A 16,474-nucleotide genomic window follows, 5' to 3' on the forward strand; every position below is an offset into this window, starting at 1 on the left:
GCACTTTGAAGGTTTCCCTTCAAAATGCAACTGTATCGACTTCTACCCATCAGATAAGTTCTACTCATCAAGTTGGAGGAGGAACGAATGGGAGAGCAATCGCCGCTTTCGGCGACGTCATCCGTGCGTCTTGGTGTCAGCCCGCTGTCTTGGGTGAACGAGGTTCTTGACGATCTCGGCAAGGACACGACGGCCGAAACCTGTCTCACGCAGGCATCTGCTACGGGCTATGCAGGGGTGGAACTCAGCAGGATTTTCCCGAAGGAACCCGCCGCTCTGAAGGGCTTGCTGGGGGGCCACGGGCTTGATCTGGTATCTGGATGGCACAGCGGTTTTCTGGCCGACCGCACGGTCGAGGAAGAAATTGCAGCGGTGCGCGAGCACGCAAGCCTGCTGAAAGCATGCGGCGTGTCGATCATGGTCTATGGCGAATGCGGCCGGATGCCGGAGAAGGCGCTCGACATCGGAATGTCCAATCGGCTGCGGCTTGGAGCGGACGAATGGGCCGCCTATGGCGAACGGCTGACCCGCTTCGCCCAGGCGCTGCATGACGAATTCGGGCTCGGCATGGCCTATCACCATCACCTGATGATGGTGGCCGAAACTCTGGACGAGGTCCGCGCGGTCATGTCGGCCAGCGGGCCGGCCGTAGGACTGCTGCTGGATACCGGACATGCCTTCGCGGCGGGCTATGACTATGCGGTGCTGATCAAGGAATTTGGTCCCCGCATCAATCACATCCATCTGAAGGATGTGCGCGAGCAGATCCTCGCGGACGTCCGCACCGGCGATCTGTCCTTCAACGATGCGGTGCGCGCCGGATTGTTCACGGTGCCGGGCGACGGCGCGGTCGATTATGGTCCGCTGGCCGGCTTCCTGTCGGAAGGCGCCTATTCAGGCTGGCTCGTGGTCGAGGCCGAGCAGGATCCGCAAAAGGCTCCGCCGGCCGCGACGGTCGCCCGCGCATACCGCTTCGTCACCGAAACCATCCTGAAACCCGCCCTTGCCGGGGCCTGAGGACATTATGACCCGCAAGACATTGAACATCGGCCTGATCGGATCGGGCTTCATGGGACAGGCGCATGCCGACGCCTTCCGGCGCGCGGCCCTGCTCTATCGCGACCTTCCGGCGGTGCCAGTGCTGCATACGCTGGCCGATGCGACGCAAGAGCTGGCGGATGCGGCGGCGGCGCGCTTCGGCTTCGGATCGGCGACGGCCGACTGGCGCGCGATGATCGCCGATCCCGAAATCGACGTGGTGGATATCACCACGCCGAACGCCATGCATGTCGAGATGGCGATGGCGGCCATCGAGGCGGGCAAGCATGTCTATTGCGAAAAGCCCCTGACGGTGAAGCTCGAAGACGCGAAGGCCTTGGTCGAGGCGGCGGAAAAGCGCGGCGTCAAGACCATGGTGGCCTTCAACAACATCAAGACTCCGGCGGCTTTGCTGGCGAAGAAGCTGATCGAGCGCGGCGACATCGGCACGCCGACCCGGTTCCGCGGCTGGTTCGATCAGGGCTTCTTCAACGACCCGGACATGCCCTGGAGTTGGCGCTGCTCGCGCGATCAGGCGGGCTCGGGCTCGCTTGGCGATCTGGGCTCGCATGTCATCAGCGTGGCACAGTTCCTGATGGGCGATGTCGAAAGCGTCGCGGGGCAGGAACAGACCTTTTTCGCCACGCGCCCGGCGCCGGGCGGTGGCTCGGGCTATGGGGCCAGCCTGGATGCAAGCGGTCGGCGGCTCGATGTCGAGAACGAGGACCAGTTCCAGGCGCTGGTGCGCTTCGCCAACGGTGCGGGCGGAACGATTGAATCCTCGCGCATCGCGGCGGGCAAGATCTTCGGCGTCTATTGGGAGGTTTCGGGCACCGAGGGTGCCATCGTCATGGATGGCGAGCGGTTCAACGAACTCAAGATCGCCCGCTACAGCGATGAAAAGCACGACCGCGGCTTCAAGACGCTGCTGTCCGGCAGCCAGGTCGAGCAGTTCAACGGCTTCTTCGGCTTCGATTTTGCCGGCGGCGGCCTTGGCTATTTCGATGTCAAGGTGATCGAGGTGCACGACCTGATCCAGGGCATCCTGGGGCGGGACGGCTGCTTTCCCGATTTTCGCTTCGGCTACGACAACCAGCGGATCATCGCGGCAATGGAGCGCTCCGCCGCAGAGGATCGTCGCATCAACATCGGAGACATGGCATGACAGGCATCGCCATCATGGGGGCAGGACGCATGGCAAGGGTCCATGCCGCCTCGATCATCGGCGCGGATGCGCATATCGCCACGATCTACGACCCGGTCCTCGAGGCGGCAGAGGCGCTGGCCGCCTCCACCGGCGCGCGGGCGGCGCCCTCGGCGGTCGAGGCAATGGCCGATCCGGCGGTGGACGCGATCATGATCGCCACCTCCTCGGACACCCATGTCGAGTTGCTCTATGAGGCGGTAAAGACCGGCAAGCCGGTCCTGTGCGAAAAGCCGCTGGCCTCCAGCTATGACGCCAGCCGCGAATTCGTCGCGACCGTCGGCGAAGCAGCGGCGCGCAAGGTCTTTCTTGGTTTCAACCGCCGCTTCGACCGAGGTCATGCCTCTGTGCGCGACGGGGTGCATGCCGGCCGCATCGGCCGTCTGGAGCAACTGACCATCACCAGCCGCGATCCGTTTCCGCCACCGCTGGAATATGTGCCGCGCTCGGGCGGGTTGTTCCGCGACATGATGATCCACGATTTCGACATGGCGCGGTCCATCGTCGGCAAGGACATGGTCTCGGTTACGGCGCACGGATCATCCATCGTGGATCCCGAGATCGGCAGGCTGGGCGATGTCGATACGGCCAGCGTTACCATGCTGGCCGAAGACGGCACCATCGTCACCATCCTGAATTCACGCCGCTGCGCCTTTGGCTTCGACCAGCGCATCGAAGCCTTCGGGGCGGAAGGAATGCTGGTTTCGGACAATCCGCGCCAGTCCGGCTTCACGACCTATACCAAGGATGCGCCCGGCACCACGGCGCCGATCCTCGAATTCTTCCTCGAACGCTATGGCCCGTCCTATACTGCCGAGATCCGCCTGTTTCTCGACTGCGCACGCGAGGGCCGCGATATGCCGGTCAACGCTATCGACGGGCTGATGGCCGCCTATCTGGCCGAAGCGGCCACCGCCTCGTTGAAGCAGGGCAAGACCATCCATCTTACCGGCCCCGATCAGGAGTTCTGACATGTCGGATCTGAATACCCGCCACAGGGATACCGCGGCCGTCGTAACCGGTGGAGCACAGGGCGTCGGCCTTGCCATCGCGCGGCAATTGGTGGCCGAAGGCTGCCGCAAGGTGATGCTGGCCGGCCGCGATGCGGAGAAGGGTGCAAAGGCGGTGGCCGAACTGGCCGCGCTCGGCGCGGATGCCGCTTTCACCGCGATCGATCTGCAGGACACGCGGGCCTGCCTGGATCTGATTGATGCGGCAGTCGGGCGTTTCGGCACCGTGACGGCACTCGTCAATGCGGCGGCACTCGGTGCACGTGGCACCCTGACCGATACCTCGGTCGAACTCTGGGACCAGATGTTCGACACGAACGCCCGCGCACCCTTCTTCCTGATGCAGGGCTTCGTCAGGCATCGGCAGGCGCAGGGCGGCGGCGGCTCGATCGTCAACATTCTGTCGCAATGTGCCCATTGCGGGCAGTCCTATCTCGCCCCTTATTCGGCCTCGAAAGGCGCCTTGGCGACGCTGACCAAAAACGTCGCCAACGCCTATCGCTTCGACCGGATCCGCTGCAACGCGATCCTGCCGGGCTGGATGGATACGCCGGGCGAGGACATCACCCAACGCAAGTATCACGGCGCGACCGACGGCTGGCTGGAGCGGGCGGAGGCTACCCAGCCCATGGGCCAGCTGTGCAAGCCGCATCAGCTTGCGGGGCTCGCGAGCTATCTGCTCAGCCCGGATGCGGGCGTCATGACCGGCGCCCTGATCGACTACGACCAGAACATCGCGGGTTCCTATCCGGAATAGATCCGCATGTGACGCCCTTCGGGGCACCTCAAGACAGGGAGGAGAACCTTATGAGGAAAGTGCTTCTTGCGGCAACTGCGGTAACGGCCCTGGCCGCGGCCGCGCATGCCGAACGTTATGTCCTGATCACGCATACCCAGGGCACCGATCCGTTCTGGCCCGTGGTCGAGCGTGGAGCGCGTGACGCGGCGACGGCGGTCGGAGCCGAATTCGACCATCTCTTCGCACCGTCGGGCGATATGGCCGACATGGCGCGCCTGATCGAATCGGCCACGGCAAGCCAGCCGGACGGGCTGATCGTTTCGCTGCCGGACGCGGCGGCGCTTGGTCCCGCGATCAAAGCGGCCTCCGAAAGCGGTATTCCCGTCATCACGATCAATTCCGGCCTTGAGCATTATCAGGAGGTCGGCGCGCTCATGCATGTCGGACAGCCTGAGCGCCTTGCCGGAGAGGCGGCCGGCCAGAGGGCAAAGACGGAGGGCGCGAACAAGGCGCTGTGTCTCAATCACGAGGCGTTCAACACGCCGATGGTGGAACGCTGCGAGGGCTATTTCGAGGCGATCGGGCAGACGCTGAACATGATCGACGTTTCGAACGATGTCGCCCAGATCAAGACGCGCACCGCGGCCGCACTTCAGGCCGATCCCGAGATCGACGCGCTGCTCGCCGTCGGTCCGCATGTCTGCGAAGCCGCGGCCGACGCGGTGCGCGAAGTCGGTGCGGAAGTGCACCTGTCCTGCTTCGACCTGACGCCGGGTGTGATCAACCTGATCAAGGAGGGCCGAGCGGCCTACACGATCGACCAGCAGCAGTATCTGCAGGGATACATGCCGGTGACGTTGCTGCATGTCTACAACACCAACGCCCAGATGCTGCCGGGATCGAACATTCCTTCCGGACCCGGATTCGTCGATGCGTCCAACGCCGAGGCCGTCGAGGCCCTGGCGGGCGAAACGCGCTGAGCGCGGCAAGGCGGGGCAACGCTCTGGCGCTGCCCCTGCCAAACGGAGGAAGGAGAGCAATCCATGACACAGACACAAGCCGCCGCCGGCAGACGCGAAACCGACCGGCTGAACAAGGGTGGGACACTGCGGCGCCTGGCCAGACGGCCGGAGATCGGCGCTTTCGCGGTGATGATCCTGGTGGTCGCGGCGATCGCGATCGCAAGCGGCGGCACGGCGTTCAATCCGCTTGGCCTCAAGAACAATATGGCGGTCATCGCCCAGTTCGGCATCATCGCGACGGCCGCCTGCCTTCTGATGATCGCCGGCGAGTTCGATCTTTCCATCGGCTCGATGATCGGCTTCGCCGGCATGTCGATGACGATGATGCTCAAATGGGGGCTTCCGTTCGGCATGGGCGAGGCGACGCCCTTCACGGCCTTCGCGCTGACCCTGGTCATGACTCTCGGCATCGGCTGGCTGATCGGGACGATCGTCGTCAGGTCGGGCCTGTCCAGTTTCATCGTTACCCTCGCGTTCCTGTTCTTCCTGCGGGGCGTTACCGAAGTCGCCTTTCGCGTCATAAACAATTCGACGCAGATCTCGGGTCTGCCCGACTACAAGCAGACAAGCTGGTTCGCCGATCTGTTCGGGGGGCAGACATTCGGCTGGTTCTATGACGCCTGGTTCTGGCTGGGCGGCAACATCAATCGCGCCGGCGCACAATGGGTCACTGGCTTCGACGCACGCGTGATGTGGTGGATCGTCATCGCGCTTGCCGCATGGTTCGTGCTGGCGCGCACCCAGGCAGGCAACTGGATCTTCGCGACCGGCGACAATCGTGAAAGCGCCCGCGCCAATGGCGTGCCGGTCAACAAGGTGCGGATCGCTCTGTTCATGTTCACCGCTTTCGCCGCCACGATCTTCGCCGCCTGCCAGGTTTTCGAAACCAATACCGCCGATGCCTCCAAGGGCAATCTCAAGGAACTCGAGGCGATCGCCATCGCCGTGGTGGGAGGCACGCTGATGACCGGCGGCTTCGGCTCTGTGCTGGGCGTGGTCTTCGGTGCCATTACCTTCGGGTTGGTCGCGAATGCCGTCTTTTTCATTCCGGCCATCGACGGCAGCTATTATCGGGTCTTTGTCGGCGCGGTTCTGCTTCTGGCCGTATTCCTCAACGAGAACCTGCGCAAGCGCATCACCGGAGGGCTTTGAAATGAGGACTCCCGTCATTCGCACCGAACGGCTAGTCAAGCGTTTCGGTCCCTTTACCGCCCTCAACGGCATCGATCTGGAAGTCTACGCAGGCGAGGTCCACGCGCTTCTCGGAGACAATGGCGCCGGGAAATCCACGCTGATCCGTCTCCTGTCCGGTGTTCACCAGCCGACCGAGGGGCAGATCTACGTGGAGGGCGAGCCTGTCAGCTTCCGCTCGCCGCGCGATGCCAGCAAGGCGGGTATCGGCACGGTTTATCAGGATCTGGCGCTGAATCCGCTGATGAGCGTGACCCGCAACTTCTTCATGGGCCGCGAGCTTTACACCGGCCCCAGGCCTTTCGGGGCTTTGCGCATGGCCGACATGGATCGGATCACGCATGACGAGATGAACAAGATCGGCATCGATGTTTCCGACCCGCAGCAGGCCGTCGGCACCATGTCCGGCGGCCAGCGACAGACCCTCGCCATCGCCCGCGCCATCTATTTCGGTGCCAAGGTGCTGATCCTGGACGAGCCGACATCGGCGCTTGGCCAGAAACAGCAGATGGAAGTGCTGAAGACGATGATGCGGGTGCGCGCACGAGGCGACATCGCCATCATCTTCATCACTCATAACGAAGTTCATTCAAAACTGGTCGCGGACCGTTTCACCTTTCTGGCCCTGGGCGAGGTGATCGGGAAAGGCAGTCGGGACGAACTCGCGGGTGAGGATATCCGCCATCTGATGGCAGGGGGCGTCGAGATGCGCGATCTCGAAAAGGAACTGGCTGACATTCAGGCGATGTAAGCGGAATGCGACTGTCGGTCCGGGTGCGGCTCGGCCGCCGCCTGCAGCAGGAAGAAGCGGGAAACCGGCCATCGTGGTGCCGGGATCCTGCATCGAGGGATTTGAAATGACAAAAACGCTTGACGTCATCACGATAGGTCGTTCGTCGGTTGACCTCTACGGCCAGCAGGTCGGTGGCCGTCTGGAGGACATGGGGTCGTTTGCGAAGTATATCGGCGGGTCTCCGACCAACATCGCCTGCGGGACGGCGCGGCTGGGGTTGCGTTCCGCCGTCATCACGCGGGTGGGCGACGAGCATATGGGGCGGTTCATCCGCGAGCAGCTGGTCCGCGAGGGCGTGGATGTGCGCGGGGTAGCGACCGATCCCGAGCGGCTGACGGCGCTGGTCCTGCTAGGCATCCGCGACGAGGACAGCTTTCCGCTGATCTTCTACCGCGAGAACTGCGCCGACATGGCGCTGAGCGAGAACGACATCGACGAGGGCTTCATCGCCGAGGCGCGCTCGGTGCTGGCCACCGGCACGCATCTGTCGCATCCGCGCACCGAGGCGGCGGTGCTGAAAGCGCTGGATCTGGCGCGGAAGCACGGCGCCAGGACGGCGCTCGACATCGACTATCGCCCGAACCTCTGGGGCGTGGCCGGGCATGATGCGGGCGAGAGCCGCTTCGTGGAAAGCGCCGCGGTGACCGCCAAGCTGCAATCGACGCTGCATCTCTTCGACCTGATCGTCGGCACCGAGGAGGAATTCCATATCGCCGGCGGCTCCACGGATACGATCGAAGCGCTGCGCGCGGTGCGCGAGGTCTCGGGTGCCACGCTGGTCTGCAAGCGCGGCGCGGCCGGCGCGGTGGCCTTCGAAGGCGCGGTCCCCGGCAGCCTCGACGAGGGCCGGGCCGGGCCGGGCTTCCCGATCGAGGTGTTCAACGTGCTGGGTGCCGGCGACGGCTTCTTCTCGGGGCTGATGAAGGGCTGGCTGGATGGCGAGGACTGGCCGACCGCGCTGGAATATGCCAATGCCTGCGGGGCGTTTGCGGTTTCCCGCCACGGCTGCACCCCGGCCTATCCCAGCCTCGAAGAGCTGGAGTTCTTCCTGAAGCGCGGCGTGCTGCGGCCGGATCTGAGGAACGATGCCGAGCTGGAGCAGGTCCACCGGGCCACCAATCGCCGCAATCCGGGCGCAGGCGACTGGTCCACGATGCGTGTATTCGCCTTCGACCACCGGGCGCAGCTGGAGGAGATGGAAGGCTATACGCCGGCAAGGGGCGGGGCCTTCAAGGAGCTGTGCCTGCAGGCGGCGCTGCAGGTCGCCGACGGTCAGTCTGGTTACGGCATCCTCTGCGACGACCGGATCGGGCGGCGGGCGCTGCATCGGGCCTCGGGGACGGGGCTGTGGATCGGGCGGCCCTGCGAATGGCCGGGCTCTCGTCCGCTTCAACTGGAACCCGAGCTTGGCGCCGATTGCGGCACCCTGAACGAATGGGCGCGCGAGAACGTGGTCAAGGTGCTTTGCTTCTGCCATCCTGAGGACGACGCGGAAACGCGCGCCGCCCAGGAGGCAACCGTCAAGCGCCTCTACGCCGCCGCGCGGCGCAACGGGCTGGAATTCCTGCTGGAGGTGATCCCCTCGAAGGTCGGACCGGTCGATGACGACACCACGGCGACCCTGATCCGGCAGTTCTATGCCGTCGGGATCTTTCCCGACTGGTGGAAGCTGGAGCCGATGCAGACCCGGGCCGCCTGGGCCAATGCCATCGCCGCCATCGAGGAGAACGACCGCCACACCCGCGGCATCGTGGTGCTGGGGCTGGACGCGCCCGAAGAGGAGTTGCGCGCCAGCTTCCAGGTCGCCGCCGGTTTCGACCTGGTCAAGGGCTTTGCCGTCGGCCGCACAATCTTCGGCACGGTCGCGCGGCAATGGCTGACGGGCGAGGTCGGCGACGAGGCGGCCGTGGCCGAGATGGCCGACCGCTACCAGAGACTTTGCGCGGTCTGGGACCAGGCGCGGGAAAAGGCGCTGGCCGCGGCCTGAGCGGTGGGGCGCGAGCGGCGAGGCGGGGCTGGGGGCTCGCCCCCCCACGTCCGTCAGACCCCTCGACGGGGTCTGCCGGACGTCCCCCCGGGATATTTGGACACAAAAGAGAAAGCACGGGCGTGGACCCGGGAAGGTGCGAGATGAGCGGAACGGTTCGACTGACGGCGGCGCAGGCGATGGTGCGCTGGCTCTCGGTGCAGATGACGGAAGAAGGCGAGCGTTTCGTCGAGGGCTGTTGGGCTATCTTCGGCCATGGCAACGTCGCCGGGATCGGCGAGGCGCTGCATGGTATCGGCGCCGCCTTCCCGACCTGGCGCGGCCAGAACGAGCAGACCATGGCCCATGCCGCCATCGCCTATGCCAAGGGCAAGGCGCGCCGGCGGGCGCAGGCGGTGACCAGCTCCATCGGGCCGGGGGCCACCAACATGGTGACGGCGGCGGCGCTGGCGCATGTGAACCGGCTGCCGGTGCTGTTCATTGCCGGCGACGTCTTTGCCAACCGCCGGCCCGACCCGGTGCTGCAGCAGGTCGAGGATTTCGATGACGGCACCGTTTCGGCCAATGACTGCTTCCGCCCGGTGGTGCGCTATTTCGACCGCATCCAGCGCCCCGAGCAGTTGCTGAGCGCGCTGCCGCGCGCCCTGCGGGTGATGACCGATCCGGCCGATTGCGGGCCGGTCTGCCTGGCCTTCTGCCAGGACGTGCAGGCCGAGGCGTTCGACTGGCCCGAGGCCTTCTTTGCCGAGCGGGTCTGGAAGATCCGCCGGCCCGAGCCCGATGCGGCGGAACTGGCCGAGGTGGCGGCGCTGATCCGGGCGGCGAAGGCGCCGGTGATCGTCGCCGGCGGCGGGGTGATCTATTCCGGGGCCGAGGCGGCGCTGGCGGAATTCGCGACCCGCCACGGCATTCCGGTGGCCGAGACCCAGGCCGGCAAGTCGGCCCTGGCGCAGAGCCATGCGCTGAACCTGGGCGCTTCGGGCGTCGACGGCTCGGCGGCGGCGAACGCCGCGCTTGCCGCAGCCGACCTGGTGATCGGCGTCGGCACGCGCTTGCAGGATTTCACCACCGGTTCGCGCACGCTGTTCTCGGGCCGGCTGGTGTCGATCAACGTGCAGCCCTACGACGCGGCCAAGCATGGCGCGGTGAGCCTGGTCGCCGATGCCCGCGTGGCGCTGGAGCGGCTGACAGCGGCCCTGGGCGATCATCGCGTCTCTTTCGACGGCGCGGCGCGGGTCGAATGGCTGGCGGCGGTGGATGCGCATTGCGCCGCCTCGGCCGAGGGCAATGCGCTGCCGACCGACGCGCAGGTGATCGGCGCCGTGCAGCGCGCCGCCCCCGAGGCCATCGCCATGTGCGCCGCGGGCACCATGCCGGGCGCGCTGAAGCTGCTCTGGCAACCGGCGCAGGGCGGCTATCACATGGAATACGGCTATTCCTGCATGGGCTACGAGATCGCCGGCGCGCTGGGGCTGAAGCTGGCGCGGCCGGACCGCGAGGTGATCTGCTTCGTCGGCGACGGCAGCTACATGATGGCCAATAGCGAGCTGGCGACGGCGGTGATGCGGCGCGTGCCCTTCACCGTGGTGCTGACCGACAACCGCGGCTATGGCTGCATCAACCGCTTGCAACAGGGCTGCGGGGGCGAGCAGTTCAACAACCTCTATGCCCATTGCAACGTCGAGGCGCAGCCCGAGATCGACTTCGTGGCCCATGCCGCGTCGATGGGCGCCCATGCGGTCAAGGCCCAGGGCATCGCCGATCTGGAAGCCCGGATCGGCGAGGCGCGCAGCCGCGACATCCCCACCGTGATCGTCATCGACACCACCGCCGAGCCTGGCCCCGGCGACGGCCTCGAGGGCGCCGGGCACTGGTGGGACGTCGCCGTGCCCGAAAACGGCGAGAGCGGGAAACTGAAACGGGCTTACGCGCGCTATCTGGAAGCGGTCGCGAAGCAGAACCTTGTGAACTGAGAGCCACGCCATGATCCTTTACGGCACCAATCCCATCGCCTGGTCCAATGACGACGACCAGAGCATCGGCGCGCATCTGAGCCTTGACGATTGCCTGTCCGATTGCCGGCGCATCGGCTTCGACGGCATCGAGAAGGGCCACAAGATGCCCGGCGACGGCGCCGCGCTGAAGGCCGTGCTGGGCGACTATGGGCTGCGCTTCATCGGCGGCTGGCATTCGACCGCCATCCTGGCGCCGGGCCGGGGCCTGGACGAGGAAAAGGCGGCGCTGCACCGGCATATCGCCATGACCAAGGCCGCGGGCGGCGATCTGGCGATCATCTGCGAATGCTCGAACACGGTGCATGGCGACGACGCCGTGGCGGTCAACGACCGGCAGGTGCTGGACGATGCGGGCTGGGAGCGGTTCATGGCCGGGATTAATGCGCTGGCCGATCACGCGGCCGCGCAGGGCATGCGCTTCTGCTATCACCACCACATGGGCAGTGTGGTCGAGAGCGGGCCGGACATCGACCGCTTCATGGCGGCGGCGGGGCCGAATGTGCGGTTGCTGCTGGATACCGGCCATTGCACCTTCGGCGGCGCAGACCCGGCCGCGGTGGCGGCGAGATACATGGACCGCATCGGTCATATCCATTGCAAGAATGTCCGCCGCCCGGTGATGGAGCAGGTCCGCGCCGAGGGGCTGAGCTTCCTGGAGGGCGTGCGGTGCGGGGCCTTCACCGTGCCGGGCGATCCCGAGGGCTGCGTGGATTTCGCGCCGGTGCTGGAGGTGGCGGCCGGGCAGGGTTATCGCGGCTGGCTGGTGATCGAGGCCGAGCAGGACAGCCTGGTTCGCGATCCGTTCCGCTATCAGGACATGGGGCTCAGGGCGCTGAAAGCCATGGCGCGGCAGGCCGGGCTGGACCGGGTGGGCGCCTGAGGCGGCGGGCGGGACCTTGCCGGGGGCGGCGGCCGGGGGGCGCTGCCCCCCCATCCCTGCGGGATTCCCCCCGGGATATTTGGGCCAAGATGAAAGGCCCGTCGGGAAAGGAGACAGGAATGAGCCGGCTTCTGCGTAGACCCTTCGGCAGCCATGGCGAGGTGCATCGGATCACCCCCGCGGATGCGGGCTGGCGATATGTGGGGTTTTCGCTGTGGCGCCTGCGGGTGGGCGAAAGCGCCGCCGGGGCGACCGGCACCGATGAGGTGATTCTGGTCATGGTCGAGGGCAAGGCACGGATCAGCGGCGCCGGGCGGGACTGGGGCGTGCTGGGCGATCGCCTGGACGTCTTCGAGAAGACCCCGCCGCATTGTCTCTATCTGCCCGACGGCAGCGACTGGCGGGCCGAGGCCGAGAGCGATTGCGTGATCGCCGTCTGTGCCGCGCCGGGGAAAGGCGGGCACGAGGCGCGGCGCATCGGCCCCGAGGGGATCACCCTGACCCAGCGCGGCGAGGGCAGCAATGCCCGCTTCATCAACAATATCGCCATGGAGGCCGAGGACTGGTGCGATTCGCTGCTGGTCACCGAGGTCTTCACCCCCGCCGGCAACTGGTCGAGCTACCCCAGCCACCGCCATGACGAGGACGATTTCCCGCGCATCACCTATCTGGAGGAGACCTATTACCATCGCCTGAACCCCAAGGATGGCTGGGCGGTGCAGCGGGTCTATACCGATGACGGCAGCCTCGACGAGGTGATGGCGGTGAAGGACGGCGACGTGGTGCTGGTCCCGCGCGGCCATCACCCCTGCGGCGCGCCCCATGGCTTCGAGCTCTATTATCTCAACGTCATGGCGGGGCCGCGGCGGGCGTGGAGGTTCGTCCCTGCGCCGGAGGTCGAGCACATAATGCGGAAATAGTGCCGCCCGGAAATGCATGGCAAGTCTGTAAAGTGCATCTTCAGGTTGATTTACCAGCGTGCCGGTTTCGCTTCGGCATTGCCATCCAAGGGTGTATCGCGATGGAAACCGGCCCAGAACCGCTCGTCGGACGCACCCCATGCTGCGTGGCCGCATTCTCCGAAGCTGCCGCATGACTGGCGCCACGGCGAAATCCTGAACAGAATCGCCGCTCCATGGGACGGAACGGGCCTCAATGGCTGGTCTTGTGCAACCCCTTGTTTGCGTCCGGCCCTGCCTGCTGTCATTTCGCGTGATGGTGTCGTAGTGATGGCAAAACGATTCAGGTCAGGCAATGCGAACTCATTTTGCTGCTCTTCTCGCTCTCATGATCGCCACCGGATGCGCGGTCGGTTCTGGTGCAGTGGTCAAGGGCGTCGGGCCAGGCGATCTGCTGAAGCTGCGCGAAGGCCCTGGCCTTGACCACAACATCATCATCGGCCTGCCTGACGGAACGCGCCTCATCCGCCAGAACTGCGTCACGAATAACGGTAAGGTCTGGTGCAGAGTCTCGCTCGCCGACAGGCCTGGTATCTCGGGTTACGTTTCAGCGGACTATCTGGCACATCGCTGACAGCAACATGGTCGGCCCTTACCGGTCATTCGACCGGGGTGACTGCCGCGCTGCGGCTTTCACCAAAGCGGCCGCTCGATGCTCGTGCCAGGGTGAGAGTTGGCCTGCTTTGACGAAATTGCCATTCACGCGGCGCGGCGCCCCCATTTGTGTTGAAACGATTGCTATTGAGGGATTTCCTGCCCGCCAGAATTGGGGTCTTCTTTCAAAGCCCTGAAACCCAATATCAAATCCATCAAACGATCCGGGCGCCTGTAGGGGCCGTCATGCGTCACGCCCTCCATACGGACAAGCATCGCATTGCCCGAACATTCTGCGAGGCGCTCGGACATCATCGCCCATTGCACCAGCGTTTCGCCACCCAAGACCACCAATGTCGGCACCTCCAGATTGGCCAGATCATCGCAGCTGAGCGGTTCACCTCGCGCCATGGCGCCGAAGACAGGCAAGGTTCGACCGTTCTCTTTCCAATAGGTCGGGAACGGCTCGGCTTCATTGTCGGCCGCGCCTTCAGGCATCCGAAAGACGGATTCGATAATGCGCAAGGCAGCGGCCTCGACTTCGCCGGCTTCAAGTGCCGCGACCATCGGACCCAGCGTCGCACCGAATTGCGCGCGGGCAGCCTCGGCGCCGGGCAGGTCATCGATCAGCCGGTCGACATCCGGTTCGAAATGCACCATCGAGCGGAATAATTCGGGTCGCTGCAGCGCCGCATAGGTGGCGATCTCGCCGCTGTAGGACCATGTCACCAGATCGACCGGACCGGCATCCAACCTCTCGATGAACGCGATCAGGTCAGCGATATGCGTTTCGCGCGTGAAGCCCGCGCCGTTGTCCGGCCAGTCTGCAGTGCCGAAATAGCGCTGCGTGTAAGCGATGAACCGGCCTTCCGCGGAAATCCGGTCAGCATAGGCCTCCCAGACCCGCGCGTCGGATATCGCACCGTGGACAAAGACGATCGGCCCACCCTCGCCCTGTTCAATATAGCTCAGTTCGGCACCCTCCACCGGCATGGCACCGGTCTCGATCGACCATGCCGGAGACAGGCCCAACGCCATCGGCAATGCAGCGGCTGCAACGACTGTGAAGATCTTCATCGTCCATTCTCCCCTTTTTTTGATTCGCCAGATTCGGCTTCTGGTTTGGCCAGTATCCGGTCGAGGACGTCACGACAGCGTCACGCACCCCGTCACGCGGCAGTGCCAGAGGGGATATTTCGCGGATTTTGGGTGAATTTTTTGGGGTTGGACGGTCCTGTGCTAGGATATGGATCAGCGAACTGGTCTGACGATGACGATCCTGCGACTTTCCTTGCTGGGCGAACCATGCCTCACGATCCCCGACGGTCAGGCTTTGACGACGCCGGGGCCGAAGGCGATGGCGTTGCTCGCCTGTCTGGCAACAGCCCCCGATCTGCGGATCAGCCGGGCGACGCTGGTTGACTTGCTTTGGAGCGACGCCAGTTCGACCTCCGCCGCCCGTCATGCCCTTCGTCAGTGCCTTGTCCGGCTGAGGGCGCAGCTTGGCGATGCGTCGGGCGCCCTGATGGCCGATGCCGAGGTGGTATGGCTGAACGCGGATCTGGTCGCACTTGACGTGACCGAGCTGCGCGCCGCCTTGCTGGACGGGACGCGCCACTCGATCCTGTCACTTGCGATCCGGGGTCGGTTCTGCGCCGGGCTTGATGTCAGAGTTGCCGGTTTTGAGGCATGGTTGTCCGACCAGCGGCGCGAATATGACCAGCTTTGCGCGGAGCTGTGCGGAAAGGCGGCCTTGATCCTAGCTGGTGCCGGGGAAGAATTGCCTGCAATCGCGGCAGCACGGCGGCGGCTTGACTTCGAGCCCTTTCAGGACGACGCTCATGCCGCGCTGATCGCGCTTTGCGTCGGTTTCGGCCGGCGGCAGGAGGCAGCGCTTGCCCATGCCGCCTGTCACGATCTTTTCCGCAGTGAGCTTAGCATCGAACCGGCTCCGCAGGTTGATGCGGCGCTGCGGGTGAAAGTGCCGGCGCGCCGCCTACCTCTGCCGCTGCAGTTGCAGACCGCGCCGATTGCACCCCGCCGTCCCGTTTTCGGCGCTTTCGCGGCCGGCCTGGCCGCGGCTGCGACGCTGTTTCACCTTCTGGGCCCCTGGCCCGATGGCCAGACGACCGAGCCAAGCCGAAACCAGATGTCGATATGGGTTAGCCCCGCGTCGGCGGGTGCCGTTCAAGGGAAAGCAACCGGAACCTCTTTGACCAAGGCCGCACTAACGGCCTCCGATGACGCGCGAGGGAAGATCATCGGTGGCATTCCAGACGAGGAGACCGACTATGCGATGCTCTACCCCGCCGGTTGCTAACCGCTTTCGAAGGGCCGCCGCAGTCCTTGCGGTCCCGGCCGCCTTGCTGCCGCACCACGCGGCTCTCGGTCAATCCGTCGCGGGGGAAGGCAGCTTTGCGGCCAATTTTGTCGGCTATGCCACGAATGAGATCGAACCGCTGCAGACAGGTCCGGGCCGCATCTTCGGTCTGGTGGACTCGACCCTGACCGCGATGAATGCCGAGAACGCGGCCTTCCTGCACAACCAGACGGGCAGATGCTTGGGCAACTGGACCGTCGATGAGACGACAAATACCTTCGAGGAAATGGTTAACTGCACCTATACCGACGCCGACGGTGACCAGATCTTCGAAAGCGCGACCTTCGACCGGCAGCCCCTCGACGCACCTCATGTCGGCACCGGGCGATGGCTGGGCGGAACCGGCAAATATGAAGGACTGAGCGGGGTCTTCGAGATCAGAACACGGACACTGCGATCCGCCCGCGAAAATCTGGTCCAGTATGTGGGAACAAAGCAAGGGCAGTACAATCTTGCGCCCCTGGAATAGCTGTTCGAGGCCGACATCTATCCCAAGGTGACGAACAGTTCACTGCAGAGGGTCGGAAAACGGCCGAGGCTGTGTGGAGACGCGCCGGCAGGGGCTGTCGGCTGCTGGTTGGCCGCGCTGCTAGCTTTCAGCCGCCTCTGACACTCTTTGCGTGCGTGGCGGCCTGGTGATCTCTTTCAGGCAGGCGTGACGT

15 protein-coding genes are annotated in these 16,474 nt (G+C 65.0%); 14 read left to right on the forward strand and 1 reads right to left on the reverse strand.

Annotated elements, in window-relative coordinates; all coding sequences use genetic code 11:
• Nucleotides 1-87 precede the first annotated feature (87 nt).
• The 12 genes from iolE (ACNKFW_RS20455) to ACNKFW_RS20510 all read left to right on the forward strand — a co-directional run bounded on the left by iolE (ACNKFW_RS20455) (nt 88) and on the right by ACNKFW_RS20510 (nt 13,412).
• Nucleotides 88-1,017: a myo-inosose-2 dehydratase gene (gene iolE, locus ACNKFW_RS20455; protein ID WP_231000284.1), complete on the forward strand. Its 930-nt coding sequence runs from the start codon at nt 88-90 to the stop codon at nt 1,015-1,017.
• Nucleotides 1,018-1,024: 7 nt separating this feature from the next.
• Nucleotides 1,025-2,203 carry a Gfo/Idh/MocA family protein gene (locus tag ACNKFW_RS20460; RefSeq protein WP_024845699.1) on the forward strand — a complete coding sequence of 393 codons (1,179 nt, stop codon included), beginning with the start codon at nt 1,025-1,027 and terminating at the stop codon, nt 2,201-2,203.
• Nucleotides 2,200-3,213 carry an inositol 2-dehydrogenase gene (gene iolG / locus ACNKFW_RS20465; RefSeq protein WP_418025837.1) on the forward strand — a complete coding sequence of 338 codons (1,014 nt, stop codon included), beginning with the start codon at nt 2,200-2,202 and terminating at the stop codon, nt 3,211-3,213. The genes ACNKFW_RS20460 and iolG overlap by 4 nt, the downstream gene beginning before the upstream one ends.
• 1 nt (nt 3,214) lies before the next feature.
• On the forward strand, nt 3,215-4,009 hold the full coding sequence (locus ACNKFW_RS20470; RefSeq protein WP_418025839.1) for an SDR family oxidoreductase: 795 nt from the start codon (nt 3,215-3,217) through the stop codon (nt 4,007-4,009).
• Between the two features lie 50 nt (nt 4,010-4,059).
• The gene (locus ACNKFW_RS20475; RefSeq protein WP_024845702.1) at nt 4,060-4,971 is read left to right on the forward strand and encodes a sugar ABC transporter substrate-binding protein; all 912 of its coding nucleotides are present in this window, start codon (nt 4,060-4,062) and stop codon (nt 4,969-4,971) included.
• Between the two features lie 63 nt (nt 4,972-5,034).
• Entirely contained in the window at nt 5,035-6,165 is a 1,131-nt protein-coding gene (locus tag ACNKFW_RS20480; RefSeq protein ID WP_024845703.1) for an ABC transporter permease, read from the forward strand.
• A 1-nt stretch (nt 6,166) separates the two neighbouring features.
• A complete protein-coding gene (locus tag ACNKFW_RS20485; RefSeq protein WP_024845704.1) occupies nt 6,167-6,955 on the forward strand; it encodes an ATP-binding cassette domain-containing protein in 789 nt (262 codons plus the stop codon).
• A gap of 106 nt (nt 6,956-7,061) precedes the next feature.
• Nucleotides 7,062-8,984, forward strand: coding sequence for a bifunctional 5-dehydro-2-deoxygluconokinase/5-dehydro-2-deoxyphosphogluconate aldolase (locus ACNKFW_RS20490; protein WP_418025842.1), 1,923 nt, complete (start codon nt 7,062-7,064; stop codon nt 8,982-8,984).
• Nucleotides 8,985-9,127: 143 nt separating this feature from the next.
• Complete coding sequence (iolD, locus tag ACNKFW_RS20495) at nt 9,128-10,957, forward strand: 3D-(3,5/4)-trihydroxycyclohexane-1,2-dione acylhydrolase (decyclizing) (protein ID WP_418025844.1); 1,830 nt, start codon at nt 9,128-9,130, stop codon at nt 10,955-10,957.
• Nucleotides 10,958-10,967: 10 nt separating this feature from the next.
• Nucleotides 10,968-11,879, forward strand: coding sequence for a myo-inosose-2 dehydratase (iolE, locus tag ACNKFW_RS20500; protein ID WP_418025846.1), 912 nt, complete (start codon nt 10,968-10,970; stop codon nt 11,877-11,879).
• Between the two features lie 119 nt (nt 11,880-11,998).
• Nucleotides 11,999-12,799 (forward strand): 5-deoxy-glucuronate isomerase, encoded by an 801-nt coding sequence (gene iolB / locus ACNKFW_RS20505; protein ID WP_418025848.1) that lies wholly within the window; start codon nt 11,999-12,001, stop codon nt 12,797-12,799.
• Nucleotides 12,800-13,133: 334 nt separating this feature from the next.
• Nucleotides 13,134-13,412, forward strand: a complete 279-nt coding sequence (locus ACNKFW_RS20510) for an SH3 domain-containing protein (RefSeq protein WP_081762261.1) — start codon at nt 13,134-13,136, stop codon at nt 13,410-13,412.
• 164 nt (nt 13,413-13,576) lie between these two features.
• On the opposite strand, the gene ACNKFW_RS20515 is transcribed toward ACNKFW_RS20510, so the two are convergent.
• On the reverse strand, nt 13,577-14,509 hold the full coding sequence (locus ACNKFW_RS20515; protein ID WP_418025850.1) for an alpha/beta fold hydrolase: 933 nt from the start codon (nt 14,507-14,509) through the stop codon (nt 13,577-13,579).
• A 193-nt stretch (nt 14,510-14,702) separates the two neighbouring features.
• On the opposite strand from ACNKFW_RS20515, the gene ACNKFW_RS20520 reads away from it, so the two are divergent.
• Together ACNKFW_RS20520 and ACNKFW_RS20525 are read left to right on the forward strand one after the other, a co-directional pair.
• Nucleotides 14,703-15,752 (forward strand): AfsR/SARP family transcriptional regulator, encoded by a 1,050-nt coding sequence (locus ACNKFW_RS20520; RefSeq protein ID WP_418025852.1) that lies wholly within the window; start codon nt 14,703-14,705, stop codon nt 15,750-15,752.
• The gene (locus ACNKFW_RS20525; protein WP_418025854.1) at nt 15,724-16,281 is read left to right on the forward strand and encodes a hypothetical protein; all 558 of its coding nucleotides are present in this window, start codon (nt 15,724-15,726) and stop codon (nt 16,279-16,281) included. The genes ACNKFW_RS20520 and ACNKFW_RS20525 overlap by 29 nt, the downstream gene beginning before the upstream one ends.
• The last annotated feature ends 193 nt before the right edge of the window (nt 16,282-16,474 follow it).

Source organism: Paracoccus sp. TD-10, from assembly GCF_048270675.1.
GTDB lineage: Bacteria > Pseudomonadota > Alphaproteobacteria > Rhodobacterales > Rhodobacteraceae > Paracoccus > Paracoccus pantotrophus.